This is a genomic window from Coprococcus sp. LG101-27 (genome assembly GCF_027695515.1).
Classification (GTDB): Bacteria; Bacillota; Clostridia; order Lachnospirales; family Lachnospiraceae; genus Allocoprococcus; species Allocoprococcus comes.
This window is the reverse complement of the sequence record NZ_JAQEUJ010000024.1, coordinates 22,135-38,323: the sequence shown is the minus strand read 5'-3', so window position 1 is coordinate 38,323 and position 16,189 is coordinate 22,135. Positions and strand designations below refer to the sequence as shown.

Annotated in this window: 16 protein-coding genes and 1 tRNA gene; 6 read left to right on the top strand and 11 right to left on the bottom strand. The window is 43.6% G+C overall.

The genetic code is table 11. The annotated features are described in order from the left end of the window. Nucleotides 1-190: 190 nt before the first annotated feature. The 5 genes from PG766_RS13885 to PG766_RS13865 form a co-directional block, all read right to left on the bottom strand. Nucleotides 191-278: transfer RNA gene (locus PG766_RS13885), tRNA-Ser, on the bottom strand. A 224-nt stretch (nt 279-502) separates the two neighbouring features. Then, nucleotides 503-1,225: a lysophospholipid acyltransferase family protein gene (locus PG766_RS13880; RefSeq protein WP_055158168.1), complete on the bottom strand. Its 723-nt coding sequence runs from the start codon at nt 1,223-1,225 to the stop codon at nt 503-505. 12 nt (nt 1,226-1,237) lie between these two features. Continuing rightward, a complete protein-coding gene (locus PG766_RS13875; protein WP_055158083.1) occupies nt 1,238-1,789 on the bottom strand; it encodes a Fe-S-containing hydro-lyase in 552 nt (183 codons plus the stop codon). Between the two features lie 65 nt (nt 1,790-1,854). Beyond that, on the bottom strand, nt 1,855-2,295 hold the full coding sequence (locus PG766_RS13870; protein WP_022220240.1) for a C-GCAxxG-C-C family (seleno)protein: 441 nt from the start codon (nt 2,293-2,295) through the stop codon (nt 1,855-1,857). Nucleotides 2,296-2,428: 133 nt separating this feature from the next. Further along, nucleotides 2,429-3,271: a fumarate hydratase gene (locus PG766_RS13865; protein WP_055248668.1), complete on the bottom strand. Its 843-nt coding sequence runs from the start codon at nt 3,269-3,271 to the stop codon at nt 2,429-2,431. Between the two features lie 195 nt (nt 3,272-3,466). On the opposite strand from PG766_RS13865, the gene bioB reads away from it, so the two are divergent. Next, nucleotides 3,467-4,438 (top strand): biotin synthase BioB, encoded by a 972-nt coding sequence (gene bioB, locus PG766_RS13860; RefSeq protein ID WP_117559177.1) that lies wholly within the window; start codon nt 3,467-3,469, stop codon nt 4,436-4,438. 50 nt (nt 4,439-4,488) lie between these two features. After that, nucleotides 4,489-5,046, top strand: coding sequence for a biotin transporter BioY (locus tag PG766_RS13855; RefSeq protein WP_008371393.1), 558 nt, complete (start codon nt 4,489-4,491; stop codon nt 5,044-5,046). A 273-nt stretch (nt 5,047-5,319) separates the two neighbouring features. Here PG766_RS13855 and gyrA read toward each other — a convergent pair whose 3' ends face one another. The 6 genes from gyrA to dnaA form a co-directional block, all read right to left on the bottom strand. Continuing rightward, a complete protein-coding gene (gyrA, locus tag PG766_RS13850) occupies nt 5,320-7,854 on the bottom strand; it encodes a DNA gyrase subunit A (RefSeq protein ID WP_118199608.1) in 2,535 nt (844 codons plus the stop codon). Between the two features lie 10 nt (nt 7,855-7,864). Then, nucleotides 7,865-9,781 (bottom strand): DNA topoisomerase (ATP-hydrolyzing) subunit B, encoded by a 1,917-nt coding sequence (gene gyrB, locus PG766_RS13845; protein ID WP_022220242.1) that lies wholly within the window; start codon nt 9,779-9,781, stop codon nt 7,865-7,867. A gap of 10 nt (nt 9,782-9,791) precedes the next feature. Then, nucleotides 9,792-10,877, bottom strand: a complete 1,086-nt coding sequence (recF, locus tag PG766_RS13840; RefSeq protein WP_008371390.1) for a DNA replication/repair protein RecF — start codon at nt 10,875-10,877, stop codon at nt 9,792-9,794. A 12-nt stretch (nt 10,878-10,889) separates the two neighbouring features. Beyond that, the gene (locus PG766_RS13835; protein ID WP_022220243.1) at nt 10,890-11,099 is read right to left on the bottom strand and encodes an RNA-binding S4 domain-containing protein; all 210 of its coding nucleotides are present in this window, start codon (nt 11,097-11,099) and stop codon (nt 10,890-10,892) included. Between the two features lie 22 nt (nt 11,100-11,121). Then, the gene (gene dnaN, locus PG766_RS13830; RefSeq protein ID WP_118199609.1) at nt 11,122-12,231 is read right to left on the bottom strand and encodes a DNA polymerase III subunit beta; all 1,110 of its coding nucleotides are present in this window, start codon (nt 12,229-12,231) and stop codon (nt 11,122-11,124) included. 182 nt (nt 12,232-12,413) lie between these two features. Continuing rightward, nucleotides 12,414-13,814, bottom strand: a complete 1,401-nt coding sequence (gene dnaA / locus PG766_RS13825; RefSeq protein WP_118199610.1) for a chromosomal replication initiator protein DnaA — start codon at nt 13,812-13,814, stop codon at nt 12,414-12,416. A gap of 239 nt (nt 13,815-14,053) precedes the next feature. Between dnaA and rpmH the strand changes: the two genes are divergently transcribed. From rpmH to PG766_RS13805, 4 genes are read left to right on the top strand one after another with little or no spacing between them, the layout of a single operon-like run. Continuing rightward, on the top strand, nt 14,054-14,188 hold the full coding sequence (rpmH, locus tag PG766_RS13820; protein ID WP_022220244.1) for a 50S ribosomal protein L34: 135 nt from the start codon (nt 14,054-14,056) through the stop codon (nt 14,186-14,188). A gap of 58 nt (nt 14,189-14,246) precedes the next feature. Continuing rightward, on the top strand, nt 14,247-14,591 hold the full coding sequence (gene rnpA / locus PG766_RS13815; RefSeq protein WP_008371385.1) for a ribonuclease P protein component: 345 nt from the start codon (nt 14,247-14,249) through the stop codon (nt 14,589-14,591). A gap of 50 nt (nt 14,592-14,641) precedes the next feature. Further along, on the top strand, nt 14,642-14,854 hold the full coding sequence (yidD, locus tag PG766_RS13810) for a membrane protein insertion efficiency factor YidD (RefSeq protein ID WP_008371384.1): 213 nt from the start codon (nt 14,642-14,644) through the stop codon (nt 14,852-14,854). Nucleotides 14,855-14,905: 51 nt separating this feature from the next. Further along, the gene (locus PG766_RS13805) at nt 14,906-16,177 is read left to right on the top strand and encodes a YidC/Oxa1 family membrane protein insertase (protein WP_117559189.1); all 1,272 of its coding nucleotides are present in this window, start codon (nt 14,906-14,908) and stop codon (nt 16,175-16,177) included. Nucleotides 16,178-16,189: the final 12 nt, after the last annotated feature.

The following is a 16,189-nucleotide window of genomic DNA, read 5'->3' as shown; positions in this document are numbered from 1 at the left end:
GTTGTTGCCGTTTCATGCGACAGCTTTTATATTATATCAAAGCATTTCATGTTTGTCAACAACTTTTTTAAATTATTTTTTGTTGCTTTTTTGAATCTCTCAAGCAGCAGCTCTGATATATTATCATATATCTCTTTGTCTGTCAACAACTTTTTTGAAGTTTTTTTTCAGAAGTTATTTTCAAACAAAACGGAGAAAGAGGGATTCGAACCCTCGCGCCGGTTGCCCGACCTACACCCTTAGCAGGGGCGCCTCTTCGGCCTCTTGAGTATTTCTCCTCAGCCCGATCCAAGGTCTGTATTTAACTGTGTGTTTACATACTTTTAATGTAACTTCACAGCGCATTGATAATTATACCCAAGAACCTTCTTTCTGTCAACGGTTTTTTCGATTATTTTTTTCTTTTTTTGAGTTTGTTTTCTAATTATCTACATATAGAAGAAACAGACTCTTTTTCACTATATCTAGCAAAGAGTCTGTCTCTTTTTACCTTATCTATATTTTATGCTTCCTTTGGTTCATATTCAGATATGGTTTCTTCTATTCTTCTTTTTACTTCTTTTGCGATCTCTGTCGTCTTCATATTCTGATATTCTTCATAATAAATTGGTTCCAAAAAATGTACCTGTACCGTTACCGGTGCGATACTATTTGTATCAAACGGTTTAAAAGAATCGATCAACGCAATCGGTATGATCGGGCATTTCGCTTTTGTTGCCGCCTTGAAACTTCCACCTTTAAACTCAAGAAGCTTGTTTCCCATCTTTGAGCGGGTTCCTTCTGCAAAGATCAGATAGTTTCTTCCTTTCTTTACTTCTTCTGTAACATCCATGATCACCTGCATAGACTGGCGGATATCTTCGCGGTCGATCATGTAGGCCTTCATACATTTAAATGTCTGCTTGAGAAGTGGAACATTTGCCACTTCTTTTTTTGCCACCACAGAAAATGGACGCGGGCAGGCATCAACAATTGCGAGTACGTCATAAAGCCCTTGATGATTCGGAAAAAACATAAACCCTCCCTCTTTGGGAATATTTTCTTTTCCATATGCCTCGATTGTTACATTTCCGCCTTTATTGGCTCTTTTGACAATATATTTCAGAAGCTTATATCGGGTGATCTCCGGATACTTGTCTACGTGCGCGGCATAGTAACACAGCTTGCACCACATAAACGGAACAAGCAGAATATTCCGAATTACCATAAGTGCAATTCTTTTCACACAATTCATTCCCTATTCCTCCGCATACTCTTTGACGGCTGTCTCGTATAAATTATTGCCCTCGGAGTCGATCACAACAATTGCCGGAAGATCTTCGATCTCCAGGCGGCGGATCGCTTCTGTGCCAAGATCATCATATGCGATCACATCTGCTCTTTTGATACATTTTGAAAGAAGCGCGCCTGCTCCTCCGACTGCTGCAAAATAAACTGCTTTATTTCTCACGATCGCATCCTGGACAGCCTGACTTCTTTTCCCTTTTCCTATCATTCCGCCAAGCCCCAGATCCAGAAGGCGTGGTGCATATTTGTCCATCCTGCTTGCTGTTGTCGGTCCTGCTGAGCCGATCGGTCTTCCTTCTCTCGCCGGAGATGGTCCCATATAATAAATCATCTGATTCTTAATATCAAGTGGAAGCTCTTTTCCTTCCGAAAGCACTTCATCCATTCTTTTATGAGCAGCATCACGGGCAGTATAAATAACTCCCGTAAGATATACATAATCTCCTGCTCTTAAATCCTGTATTTCTTCCTTTGCTACTGGAACTGTAATATGTCTTTCCATATCCTTTTCCTTCCTGATTCTTTTTCTGTATTCTGCTGCGGCGTTTTTAACTGCTAACAGGAGTCTTATAATTCTCTTAAAATAATTTCAGCCAGTTTCTCAACTGTAAAGTCTACAAAACTAATGCACTGTGCTTTTCTCTCCGGAGAATTTTTTTCTTTTCCTCTTGTCAGCACACGACAGCAGGTTGCTCCGCAATGTTCTTTAAATGCGTCGTGAAACTCTTTCGTCAGCCGCTGACATTTCAAAAAGGCTTCATCTCCAGGTGTTCTTCTTCCGAAAAAATAGCCGATGCACATGGTTGCTCCTGCAAGCGCACCACAAATACAGCCACCATCTCCGAGCCCCCACGGGAATCCGGATGACATAGCGATCGCATCATCTGACAGATCAAGATCAAAGCCCTTTTTGATCGCATAGATCACCGACTCTGAACAGGCGAACCCTTTCTGAAAAATCTCAACCGCATCTTTTCGCATTGCGTCTACGTCTACATTTGTATTCATAATTATCCTCTTTTCATTTTCCTTTAAATATTACACATCCTCTCACCGGGCAGAAACCATTTGTAACATGCTTCATCTTCGCACGAGTACATATCTTCGGCACGGAAAGTCTTTTCAGGATCCCCCCGGTAAATTAAATAGTGCGGATCACATGGCGGTTAACATGACAGCAAATATTTACAGCTACCGGAAGTCCGGCAATATGAGTCGGATAAGTGTTGACATTGACAGCCAGCGCGGTTGTACTTCCCCCAAGTCCGCCCGGTCCGATTCCAATCTTGTTGATCCGCTCCAGTAATTCTTCTTCCAGTTCTTTTACATATGGAATGTCTGAATGGCTTCCGACTTCTCTTGTAAGTGCTTCTTTTGCCATCAGTGCGCATTTTTCAAATGTGCCGCCGATTCCCACGCCGACAACCATCGGAGGGCAGGCATTCGGACCGGCATCTTTTACTGCCGTAAGAACCGCTTCCTTTACTCCTTCGATTCCGTCTGCCGGTTTCAGCATAAATACACGGCTCATATTTTCGCTTCCAAAGCCTTTTGGTGCGACCTTGATCTTCACCTGATCGCCCGGAACAATTTTATAATGAATGATTCCCGGTGTATTATCTTTTGTATTCTCTCTGAGAATCGGATCTTTCACGACGGATTTTCTCAGATATCCGTCAACATACCCCCGACGGATCCCTTCATTTACCGCATCTTCCAGGTTGCCGCCTTCGAAATGTACATCCTGTCCGATCTCAAGAAATACGACTGCCATTCCAGTATCCTGGCAGATTGGGATCATATCTTTTCCGGCGATCTTCAGATTATCCTGAAGCTGGCTTAATATCTTTTTCCCCAGTGGTGACTTCTCTGTTGAAACTGCATTTTTCATCGCAATGTCCATATCTTTTGAAAGAAAATGGTTCGCTTCAATGCACATTTCTTTGATATTCTTTGAAATCTCTTCCACGTTCAATGTACGCATTGGTTTTTCCTCCTGCATTTCATAATCTGATTTTTATTATACTATGGTTTTTTTTCATCTGCAATGTAATCATCTTCAAATAAACCTGTATTACCTCCAATTGTTAACCTTATAAAATTTTAAGTTGACATTCTTTCTTTTGCATGGTAAAGTGTGGAATGTATTTGATATTTTTTTACCAAGGAAGGTTTACTTATGATTTCTGAAATTGAAACAACTACAGATCCGGTGCTTTCACGAGAAGATGCGATTGCAATCCTGAATACACCGGACGAAGAACTCGATCAGCTCATTGCACAAGCTGAAAAACTGCGCAGAAAATATAAGGGCAATCATGTAAGTATTCATATTCTTACCAATGCCCGCAGCGGTAACTGCTCACAGGACTGCGCTTACTGTGCACAATCCTGTCGTTCAAAAGCCGATATCGACAAATATAAGTGGGTAGCTGATGAGAAGTTATATAAAGATAATGATTTTGTAAATGAACATCATCTTTCCAGACACTGCATCGGACTCAGCGGTATGAAATTCACCGACGAAGAGATCGAAGAACTGGCTTCTAAGATCCGCAAGATGAAGGAAGACGGAACCCACCTTTGCTGTTCCATCGGATTTCTTACTGAAAAACAGGCTCTAATGTTAAAAGAAGCCGGACTCGACCGGATCAACCACAACCTGAACAGCAGCCGGGCTTACTACAGTCACATCTGTTCTACCCATACTTTTGAGCAGCGCGTTCAGAATATCAAAATGCTTCAGGGACTTGGATTTGAAATCTGCAGTGGCGGAATCATTGGAATGGGCGAAAGCAAAGAGGATGTTGTTGATATGCTTCTGGAGCTTCGTGAGATCCAGCCGGAAGCTCTGCCGATCAACTTCCTGTTGCCAATTCCGGGAACTCCGCTCGGTGATGCTGATATTTCCGAACTCACAACTGAGTATTGCATGAAGGTTCTCTGCCTTGCAAGACTTCTGGTTCCGCAGTCAGATATCCGTTGTGCTGCCGGACGTGAGGTTTATTTTAAAGGTGAAGAAAAGAAGCTTCTCAGCGTTGTAGATTCCATCTTCGCTTCCGGTTATCTGACCGCAGATGGTCAGGGAATCAAAGATACGATCCGGACGATTACGGATGCCGGTTTTACATACGAGATCGAATCTGCTTAATTTATTGACACGCCGAACATTATTAACATTCTAAAAGGAGAATACTTAACATGGCTCAGGGAAACACTCAGACACTTAGAACTACCAATACTTACGCAATGGCTGTCACCGCTCTTATGACCGCTGTCACCTGCATTCTTGCACCGCTTTCCATCCCGATCGGACCGGTGCCGATTTCACTTACCAACTTTGCAATTTATCTTTCTCTCTATCTTCTGGATTGGAAGAAGGGAACCGTCAGCTATATCCTTTATCTTCTTCTCGGACTTGTGGGACTTCCTGTATTTTCCGGATTCACCGGAGGAATCGGAAAGCTTGCCGGACCAACTGGCGGATATATCATTGGTTTCATCCCAATGGCAATCATTGCCGGTATTGTAATTGACAAATTCAGTCAGAGATGGATCCAGATTCTTGGAATGATCGTTGGAACTGCAATCTGCTATGCATTCGGAACTGCATGGTTCTGCATTCAGGCAGGTTACACTGTATCTGCTGCCCTTGCAGTATGTGTCATTCCATTTATCCCGGCGGACCTGATCAAGATGGTGATTGCCATGATCATCGGACCTGAAATCCGCAAAAGACTCGGAGCTGTTGCACAGTAAGATGCACGGCATCTGCCAGAATATTTGAAGTCTGGCAAAATAATAATTCAGCCCCCTCTACAAAGTCCGGAAAGCCTGTTTGCTGCAGCGTTTCCGGGCTTCTTTGTTTTTTTAATCCGGCTTTTACCAGAGCAAACGCAAGCCATGCCATAACATTTCTTTCCATGCAGCCTCACAAAACAAAGCAAGAGACCAGACAAGGCATTTGCATATTCCCTGTCCAGTCTCTTTATGATTTATCCTGCTTCTGTATTTCTACTTTCGCTCAGATCTTTATTCTTCTGTCTGCTCTTCTACAACCGTCTCAGCAGTTGCTTCTGTATTTGCTTCTTCTGCAGTCTCTTCTGCGTTCTCCTCCAGTTCACCTGAAGCCCTGCGTACCTTTGCGATACTTGCAACTTCTTCGTGTTCCTTCAGATTGATCAGTTTAACACCGGATGTGATTCTTCCGAGTACGGAAATCCCCGCACATTCCATACGGATCACGATACCATCTGTGTTGATGATCATAATCTCATCATCCGGACCTACTGCCTTTGCACCGACTACATTTCCGGTCTTCTCTGTGATCTTATAGCATTTCACGCCTTTTCCACCACGGTTCTGGGCTGTGAATTCTTCCATGCGGGTTCTCTTGCCCATACCCTTTTCAGATACGATCAGAAGCTCTTCACCCTGCGCATCAAGCTGCATTGCAACAACTTCATCACGGTCACTTAAATTCATACCACGAACGCCCATAGAGGTCCTTCCGGTTGAACGTACATCAGATTCATGGAAACGGATGCATTGACCATACTGCGTAACGAGAATAACATCTCTTTCGTCATCCGTAATCTTAACTTCGATCAGTTCATCATCCTCGCGGAGTGTGATCGCAGCAAGTCCAGTCTTTCTTACATTTGCGTAATCCAGGATCGGAGTCTTCTTAACAAGACCTTTCTTGGTTGCCATGAACAGATAGTCGCCTTCCTTGAATTCCTTGATCGGAATCATTGCTGTGATCTTCTCATCCGGCTGAAGCTGAAGGATGTTGATAATTGCTGTACCACGGGATGTTCTTCCTGCTTCCGGAATCTCATATCCCTTCAGGCGATAGCAGCGTCCGGTATTGGTAAAGAACATAATATACTGGTGAGTATTGGTCATGAACAGCTCTTCTACATAGTCTTCATCCAGAGTCTGCATACCCTTGATACCCTTTCCGCCACGGTTCTGGCTCTTGAAGGTATCATTGCTCATTCTCTTGATATAGCCCATCTTAGTCATGGTGATCACCACATCTTCTCTCGGGATCAGATCCTCTGTAGAAATGTCGTATTCATCAAATCCGATGGCTGTTCTTCTGTCATCTCCGTATTTTTCAGAGATCACAAGGATTTCTTTCTTAATTACGCCAAGCAGAAGCTTTCTGTCTGCGAGGATCGCCTTGTACTCTGCGATCTTCTTCTCAAGCTCTGCATACTCTGTTTCCAGCTTCTCTCTTTCCAGACCGGTCAGAGCTCTCAGACGCATATCCACGATAGCCTGGGACTGTGCATCACTTAAGTTAAAGCGGCTCATCAACTCTGCTTTCGCAATCTGTACGGTCTTGGATCCACGGATGATCTTAATAACCTCATCAATGTTATCCAGGGCGATCAGCAGACCTTCCAAGATGTGTGCACGTTCTTCTGCCTTATTCAGCTCGTATTTGGTACGTCTGGTCACAACGTCTTCCTGATGTTTCAGATAATGGTTCAGGATTTCCAGAAGGCTCATAACCTTCGGTTCATTATTGACCAATGCAAGCATGATCACACCAAATGTATCCTGCAGCTGTGTATGCTTGTAAAGCTGGTTCAGAACGACATTCGGGTTCACATCTCTTCTCAATTCGATGCAGACACGCATACCTTCACGGCTTGACTGGTCGCTCAGGTCTGTGATTCCATCAATCTTCTTATCTCTTACAAGCTCCGCGATCTTCTCGATCAGGCGGGCTTTGTTGACCATATACGGAAGCTCGGTTACTACGATTCTGTGCTTTCCATTCTGCATTGGCTCGATATTGGATACCGCACGCACACGGATCTTTCCACGTCCTGTGCGGTAAGCCTCTTCGATTCCTCTTGTTCCAAGGATCGTTGCTCCCGTCGGGAAATCAGGTCCTTTGATGATCTCCATGATCTCTTCGATCGTGGTCTCATCTTTATCTTCAATCTGGTCATCAATAATTTTCACAACCGCACCGATGACTTCTCTTAAGTTGTGCGGTGGAATATTGGTTGCCATACCTACCGCGATACCGGAGGTTCCGTTTACCAGAAGGTTCGGGAATCTTGACGGAAGTACGGTCGGTTCTTTTTCTGTCTCGTCAAAATTCGGTGCAAAATCAACGGTATCTTTATTGATATCCGCTGTCATTTCCATCGAAATCTTACTAAGTCTTGCCTCGGTATATCGCATTGCGGCAGCACCGTCGCCGTCCACAGAACCGAAGTTACCGTGACCGTCTACAAGAATGTAACGGGTAGACCAGTCCTGTGCCATATTAACGAGGGCTCCGTAAATAGAACTGTCACCATGCGGGTGATATTTACCCATGGTATCACCGACGATACGCGCGCATTTACGGTGCGGCTTGTCAGGACCGTTGTTCAACTCGATCATCGAATAAAGAATACGTCTCTGAACAGGTTTCAGACCGTCTCTTACATCCGGAAGCGCACGAGAAGCAATAACACTCATGGCATAATCGATATAGAACTCTTCCATGGTTTTTTTCATATCCACTTCATGAACTTTATCAAAAATATTATCTTCCATTGGTATTCTCCTATATATCTAAGTTCTTAACAAATTTTGCATTCTCTTCGATAAATTCTCGTCTTGGTTCTACTTTATCTCCCATCAGGGTTGTAAAGGTAAGATCCAGTTCGGAAGATGTCTCATCGTCCATTGTCACTCTTCTTAAGATTCGATGCTGCGGATCCATTGTGGTATCCCATAACTGCTCTGCGTCCATCTCACCCAGACCTTTGTATCGCTGAATCTTATTGTTCTGATCACGTCCGACTTCGCTGATGATCTTCGCCAGTTCTTCATCACTGTATGCATACCAGACTTTCTTGTTCTTCTCCAGCTTGTAAAGCGGCGGCTGAGCCAGATATACATAGCCCTGTTTGATCAGCTCCGGCATAAAACGATAGAGGAATGTCAGAAGCAGTGTACTAATATGTGCTCCATCAACGTCGGCATCGGTCATGATGATGATCTTGTGATATCTCAGTTTGGAAATATCGAAATCATCATGGATTCCTGTACCGAATGCAGTGATCATTGCCTTGATCTCGGCATTACCGTAGATCTTATCCAGTCTTGCCTTCTCTACATTCAGGATCTTTCCACGAAGTGGCAGGATCGCCTGGGTCGCTCTGTCACGGGCTGTCTTTGCAGAACCTCCCGCAGAGTCTCCCTCTACAATGTAGATCTCACACTTGGATGGATCCTTGTCTGAACAGTCTGCAAGCTTTCCAGGCAGTGACATGCCTTCCAGTGCGGATTTTCTTCTGGTAAGATCTCTCGCCTTTCTGGCCGCCTCTCTTGCTCTCTGCGCCATAACCGACTTCTCAACAATTGATTTTCCAATAGCAGGATTCTGTTCAAGGAAGATCTGAAGCTGACTGCTGACGATACTGTCAACCGCACCTCTCGCTTCACTGTTACCGAGCTTCTGCTTGGTCTGTCCTTCAAACTGAGGATCCTCGATTTTAACACTGATGATTGCTGTAAGACCTTCCCTGATATCCTCACCGGAAAGATTCGGCTCACTGTCTTTTAATAATTTGTTCTTTCTCGCATAGTCGTTAAAGGTCTTTGTGATCGCATTTCTGAATCCGACCACATGGGTGCCACCTTCCGGTGTTGTGATATTATTTACAAAACCATAGGTGTTATCTGTATAAGAATCATTGTGCTGCATTGCAACTTCAACTTCTACATTATCTTTTGTTCCTTCACAGTAGATGATCTGCTCGTAAAGCGGAGTCTTACTGCGATTTAAGTACTGAACGAACTCCTTGATACCGCCTTCATAGTGGAACACTCTTTCCTTCGGTTCTTCATCCCGAAGATCAGTCAGGCTGATGCGAAGTCCCTTGGTAAGGAACGCCATCTCACGGAATCTCTGTTTTAACGTATCATAATCAAATACTGTATCTTCGAAAATAGTTTCATCCGGAAGGAAGGTTACCTTTGTTCCTGTCTTCTCCGGATCACATTCGTCTACAACCTTCAGCTTGTAAACAACATGTCCTTTTTCATATCTCTGTCTGTACACCTTCCCTTCGTGGCAGATCTCAACCTCAAGCCAGTCAGAAAGCGCATTTACAACGGAAGCTCCTACACCGTGAAGTCCACCGGATACCTTGTATCCTCCACCGCCGAATTTACCGCCGGCATGAAGCACAGTGAATACAACCTCTACCGCAGGGAGTCCCGCTTTGTGGTTGATCCCCACCGGAATACCACGTCCGTTATCTATAACCGTAATTGAATTATCCGGATTGATGAACACCTGGATATGATCACAGTATCCTGCAAGCGCTTCATCCACCGAGTTGTCAACGATCTCATAGACAAGATGGTGAAGTCCTCTTGAAGATGTACTGCCGATATACATACCAGGTCTCTTTCTTACTGCTTCCAGACCCTCCAGTATCTGGATTTGGTCTGCTCCATATTCTGCACTCATATTGATCCTCCTAATTCTCTTTTGATACATGTCCGTTCTGAACATGGAATACTTTATTTATTGAAAATCGATGATTGACAAACTCGTCAAGTCCCGTACAGGTGATCAGAGTCTGTATATCATGAATACTGTCCAGTAAATAGTTTTGCCTGTGTTTGTCAAGTTCAGACAATACATCGTCAAGCAGCAGCACCGGCGTATCCTTTATGATCTGCCGTACCAGCTCGATCTCAGACAGTTTCAGCGAAAGTGCCGCTGTCCTCTGCTGCCCCTGCGATCCGAATCTGCGGATGTCGATCCCACCTGCCATAAAACAGATATCATCCCGGTGAGGTCCCACCGAGGTACTCTTCATCCTGATATCGCGCTCCCTGTTCTTCTCAAGCGCCGCCTCAAGTGAAAGTGCTCCGCATCCAGGTTCATACGAAAGGCCGATCCTTTCCCTGCCTCCCGTCAGTTTATGGTGAATGTCTCCGATTATCGCATTAACCTCCTCGATAAACCGGAGCCTTCTCTGAATAATCTTTTCTCCATACTGAACCAGCTGCATATCCCATACATCCAGTGTGTCCAGTATATCATCTCTGTAATAGGCATCCTTCAGCAGACGGTTCCGCTGATTGAGTGTGCGGTTATAATTTGCCAGGTCACTAAGATACACCTTATCAAGCTGTGAAAGCTCCAGGTCCATGAACCTTCTCCTCTCCGCCGGACCATTTTTAATAATGTTCAGATCCTCCGGCGAGAAAAACACAAAATTCGTCAGACCGAAAAGCTCACTCGCCCTCCGGATCGGGACCTTGTTAATCGCAATCCCTTTCGGACTGTTCTTCTTCAGGTGCATATCAATCTGCCATGGAACGCCATTTTTCTCAATGACAGTCTCAATATGAGCCTCATCCTGCCCGAATCGGATCAGATCCCGGTCCTTCGTCCCCCTGTGAGACTTCGTGGTTCCCGACAAATACACCCCTTCCAGGATATTCGTCTTGCCTTGCGCATTATCACCGTAAAAAATATTCGTGGCATGATCAAATTCAATATTCAATATTTCATAATTTCTGTAATCTTTTAATTTTAATGATTTGATAATCATACCTGTGCCAGCCTATTTTTCAATCTTGATCTCTTCTCCGTTAAATGTAACAACGTCGCCGTCATATAATTTTTTACCACGTCTGGTATCTACTTCTCCATTAACCTTTACCAGACCTTCTGTAATGACTTCCTTGGCTTCCACACCGGATCCTACAAGACCTGCTGCTTTCAGTGCCTGACCAAGCTTGATAAATTCATCTCTCAGTTTGATTGTCTCCATAATTTTTGTCCTCTCTAAATTCCTATACTGCTCCACTGAAGTTCACCGGAAGAATCAGGTATACATAGCTTTCTCTTTCATCCTTGATAAAGCAAGGAGCCTTTGCATTCATAAAGTAAAGATCTACTTCTTCGTCATCAATGACACGAAGTGCGTCAATGAGGAACTTCGGATTGAAGCCGATCAAGAGGTCTTTTCCCTCTTTAGTGATCATAATCTCTTCATCCATCGTACCCTTCTCTGACTTGATCTTAAGTTCCATCATTTCATCCTGAATGTTGATGATGATCGGCTTCTTATCACCTTCTTTTACAAGAAGAGTTGCACGGTCAATACAGTTCAGGAGTTCTCTTTTATTGATTCTTACCTTTGTCTCATAATCATTGGACAGCATCTGCTCGATACGGAAATATTCTCCTTCAATCAGTCTGGATACCACAACGGTATCATCAAATTCAAATACAATGTGGTTGGCTGTGAAATACAGTCTCACTTCGCTGTCTGCTTCACCTGAAAGGATCTTGCTGACTTCGATCAGGGTCTTTCCCGGAACCACGATCTTCTTCGGTTCATAAGATTCCTTCAGCTCGATCTTGCGGATGGAAATACGGTGTCCGTCAAGGGATACCACTTTCAGAATATCCCCGTTCATATCGAAGAGTTCTCCTGTCATCAGTTTGTTGCTGTCGTTGTCTGCAATTGAGAAAATGGTCTGGCGGATCACTTCTTTCAGTGTGAACTGGGAAATGGAAACCGGATTTTCTCTCTCAATATACGGCAGATAAGAAAAATCTTCACCGGATTTACCGGAAATATTGAATTTTGCTTTTTCACAGGTAATGAGCGTCTGAAAGTTCACTCCACTTTCAATCACGATTTCATTATCAGGAAGCTTTCTTACGATATCTGAGAAAATCCTCGCATCCAGTGCGATCATTCCCTTCTCATCGATCTGCCCTCTGATCACAGTCTCGATCCCAAGCTCCATATCGTTCGCTGTAAGTTTGATAATATCTGTAGTTGCATCTATCAGAATGCATTCCAGGATCGGCATGGTTGTCTTTGTCGGAACAGCCTTTGATACAATGCTGACCCCTTTCACAAGATCTGATTTAAGACATCTGATTTTCATAATGTGTAAAACTCCTTTCGACGCGCAAAATATATATTTATATAAAACAAATCCGTAGTTATCTTAGTAGTGTCTGTTGAATTGTGGACAAGTACTTTAAGGCCTTGATCCGAAAGGATTTAAAGCTTTGACAAGTCCGTGGACAGTTCTTTTTCTTCCCTGGCAGATCATGGAAAACTTTTCTACAGCGGGCTGATTTTCTTCTGAATGATCTCGATCGTATTTCTCAAAGTCTCATCTTTTTCCACATCCCGGGCAATCTTGTCCACACCGTGGTTCACAGTGGAATGATCACGCCCTCCGAGCAGATCACCGATACTTTGAAGAGACGCATCCGTCATCTGCCTGCACAGGTACATCACGATCTGTCTGGCTCCGGCCGTTCTTGCATTTCTCCGACTTCCCTTAAGTTCAGAGACGGAAACATTAAAATGATCGGAGACAACATCCAGAACCAGCTCCGGCGTCACCTTGTGGCTATCGTCCGGTGCGATCATATCCTTCAGTGCATCTGCCGCCAGAGAAACATCAAAGTTCTTTCTTCCACCGATCCGGTATAATGCGATCAGCTTGTTAAGTGAGCCTTCCAGTTCCCGGATATTGGTCTTGATGTTCATCGCAATATACTGGATCACCTCATCCGGAATCTGATATCTTTCCAGTTGGTCCAGTTCTATTTTCTTATAAAGAATCGCCATACGTGTTTCGTAATCCGGCACCGAAATATCTGCGATCAGTCCCCATTCAAATCTTGTCCGCAGACGCGCCTCCAGTGTCGTCATATCCTTTGGCGGTTTGTCGCTGGAAATGACGATCTGCTTTCCGGCATTGTGCAGATGATTGAACGTATGGAAAAATTCTTCCTGTGTACTTTCTTTGCCGATAATGAACTGTACGTCATCGATCAGAAGTACGTCATTATTGCGGTACTTATCGCGGAATGCATTCATCGCCAGATCGTTGCCGGTCTTTCCGTTGCGGATCGCCGTGATCAGGTCATTGGTAAATGTCTCACTTGTCACATACAGGACTTTCTTCGATGGTTCCCGGTCCAGTATGTAGTGCGCGATCGAATGCATCAGATGGGTCTTGCCAAGTCCTACCCCACCATATAAAAACAGAGGATTGTAAACCTCACCGGGAGATTCGGCAACTGCCAGTGATGCGGCATGTGCAAAATTATTATTCCCTCCTACCACAAAGGTATCAAACGTATACTTCGGATTCAGATTCGCTTTTTCAGCTATCGGACTTACCTCTTTATGCTTATGTGTCTTCTCTTTTACGGGCGCAGTCTTCTCCAGATATCTGCGCTGCTGCTCGCGCGGCAGATCTCTGGGAATAAACTTAATCTGATACTCTGTCCCGGTAACTTCCGCGATGCATACTTTAAGCGGAAGAAGATATTTATTCTGAATGTGTTCGATGCTCGCCTTAAAATTAACGGTAAGATACAGAGTGTTTCCTCTGATCTCATATACCTCCAGCGGGCGTATCCACGTTTCAAAAGAAATGTTCGATAGAAAATATTCTACTTTTAGCTTTTGAATGATCTCTTCCCATTTTTCTTTTATGACGTCCATATTCCTGCCCCATTCATCTTCAAAATAAGCATAATCATACTCTTATATTCTACCTTAAAACGATTTCAGAATCAATCAAAAACCATAAACTTATTCATAATTTCCTTAAAATAAGGGTCGAAACTTTATTAAAACTGCTTGACGGAGACAGCTTTTTTGATTATAATGAAGTACGATGTCTTAAAAACGTAAATAAGCTTCTATTCATATAAGAAGAAATCGATAGGAGGTGGATATCAATGAAGATGACATTCCAGCCAAAGAAACGTTCCAGAGCGAAAGTTCATGGATTCAGAGCAAGAATGGCCACAGCAGGTGGAAGAAAAGTTCTTGCAGCAAGAAGAGCAAAAGGAAGAAAAGTATTATCAGCATAGGTCACATATATGTGGCCTTTTCTTCTATGCAAATTTATGTAAATCGGGAGAATAAAGTATGAAATTTTCCGAATCATTGAAGAAAAACAGGGATTTCCAGTCTGTATACAGAAAGGGAAAACCTTATGGCAACAAGTACCTTGTAATGTATCTCCTGGCGAATGATCTCGGACGCAACCGCGTCGGAATTTCCGTCAGCAAAAAAGTTGGGAACAGCATCATAAGACATCATTTAACAAGGCTGATCCGTGAGAGTTACAGGTTACACGAAGAACAGTTCCAATGTGGATATGATATCGTGATCATCGCAAGGACGACCGCCAAAGACCGGTCATACCATGAGATTGAAAGCGCTCTCATCCATCTGGGCAAACTTCATCACATTTATTCGGACTGCAATTAGCCAGTTCAGTATATCGAGAAGACGGATATACACTACGAGGCACTGAAATTATGAAAAAGATATTATTATATTTGATTCGTTTTTACAGAAAATATTTATCACCTATGAAGGTATATACCCACTGTATTTACATTCCAACCTGCTCAGAATATGCTTTGGAGGCCATTGAAAAATACGGTGCGTTTAAAGGAGGCCTTCTGACCGTATGGAGAATCCTCAGATGCAATCCATTCGCCAAAGGTGGATATGATCCGGTGCCTTAAACCTATAGGCCGTCCAAATACCGGGACGGAAATGTTTATGGAGGAAAGGTTATGACAGGAATTTTAATGACACAGGTCAGCACACCGATCATCGGACAGGCTGCCTGGCTGCTCGGTAAGATCATGGATGGTATTTACCGGGTAATGGATTTAATCGGCATTCACAACCTGGGTGTATGTATTATTCTTTTGACAATTGTCATCTACACTTTACTGATGCCGCTCACCATCAAGCAACAGAAATTTTCCAAGATGTCCGCTGCAATGAACCCTGAGCTCCAGAAGGTTCAGCAGAAGTACAAAGGAAAAAATGATCAGGCTTCCATGCAGAAGATGCAGGAAGAAACACAATTGGTTTATGAAAAATACGGAGTATCACCGACCGGCGGATGCTTAAGTATGTTTATCCAGTTCCCAATTCTCTGGGCAATGTACTATGTAATCCGCAACATCCCTGCTTATGTTGGGCAGGTTAAAGCGGTATACACACCGCTTCTTACCTCTATCATGGCACAGGATGGATGGCAGAAGGTCATGGAAAAGATCGGCGAAGCAAAACCGATCCTTATGTCCGCCTCCAAATATGATTACTCTGATAAAAACGTACTGATCGACGTACTGTACAAATTCCAGACTTCAACCTGGGAAACTCTCGGCAAGAAGCTTCCGGATCTGCAGCCTACGATCGACAGCACCGTCGATACATTAAAGTCCATGAATAACTTCCTTGGACTTAACATTGCGGAAACTCCTATGAACCTCATTAGCAACGGTGTAAAAGCCGGCGCATGGGGAATTGTGATCATGGCAGTGCTGATTCCTGTCCTTTCAGGACTTTCCCAGTACCTGAGCGTGAAGCTTTCTCAGCAGACAACTGCAGTTACGAACAATCCGCAGGCTGACCAGATGGCTTCAACCATGAAGACAATGAACGTTACCCTTCCTCTTGTATCTGTATTTATGTGTTTCACATTACCTACAGGTCTTGGAATCTACTGGGTTGCAAGTGCCGTTGTCCGTATGGTACAGCAGTTCTTTATCAACAAACATCTGAATAAGATTCCGATGGATGAACTGATCAAAGAGAATATGGAAAATGCTGCTAAAAAACGCAAGAACAAAAACGAAGTGGATGCAAGCAATGTAAACAAAATGGCTCATAAGAACGTGAAAAACATTCATGAGCCGGTAAGAACAGCTGCTCAGACAAAAGAACTTGAAGAAAAGCTTGAAGAAGCCAAGAAGAAAAATGAAAATGCAAAGGCAGGAAGTCTTGCAGACAAAGCAAACCTTGTAAAGCGCTTTAACGAAGGCCAGAAATAGGGGGACAAGTCA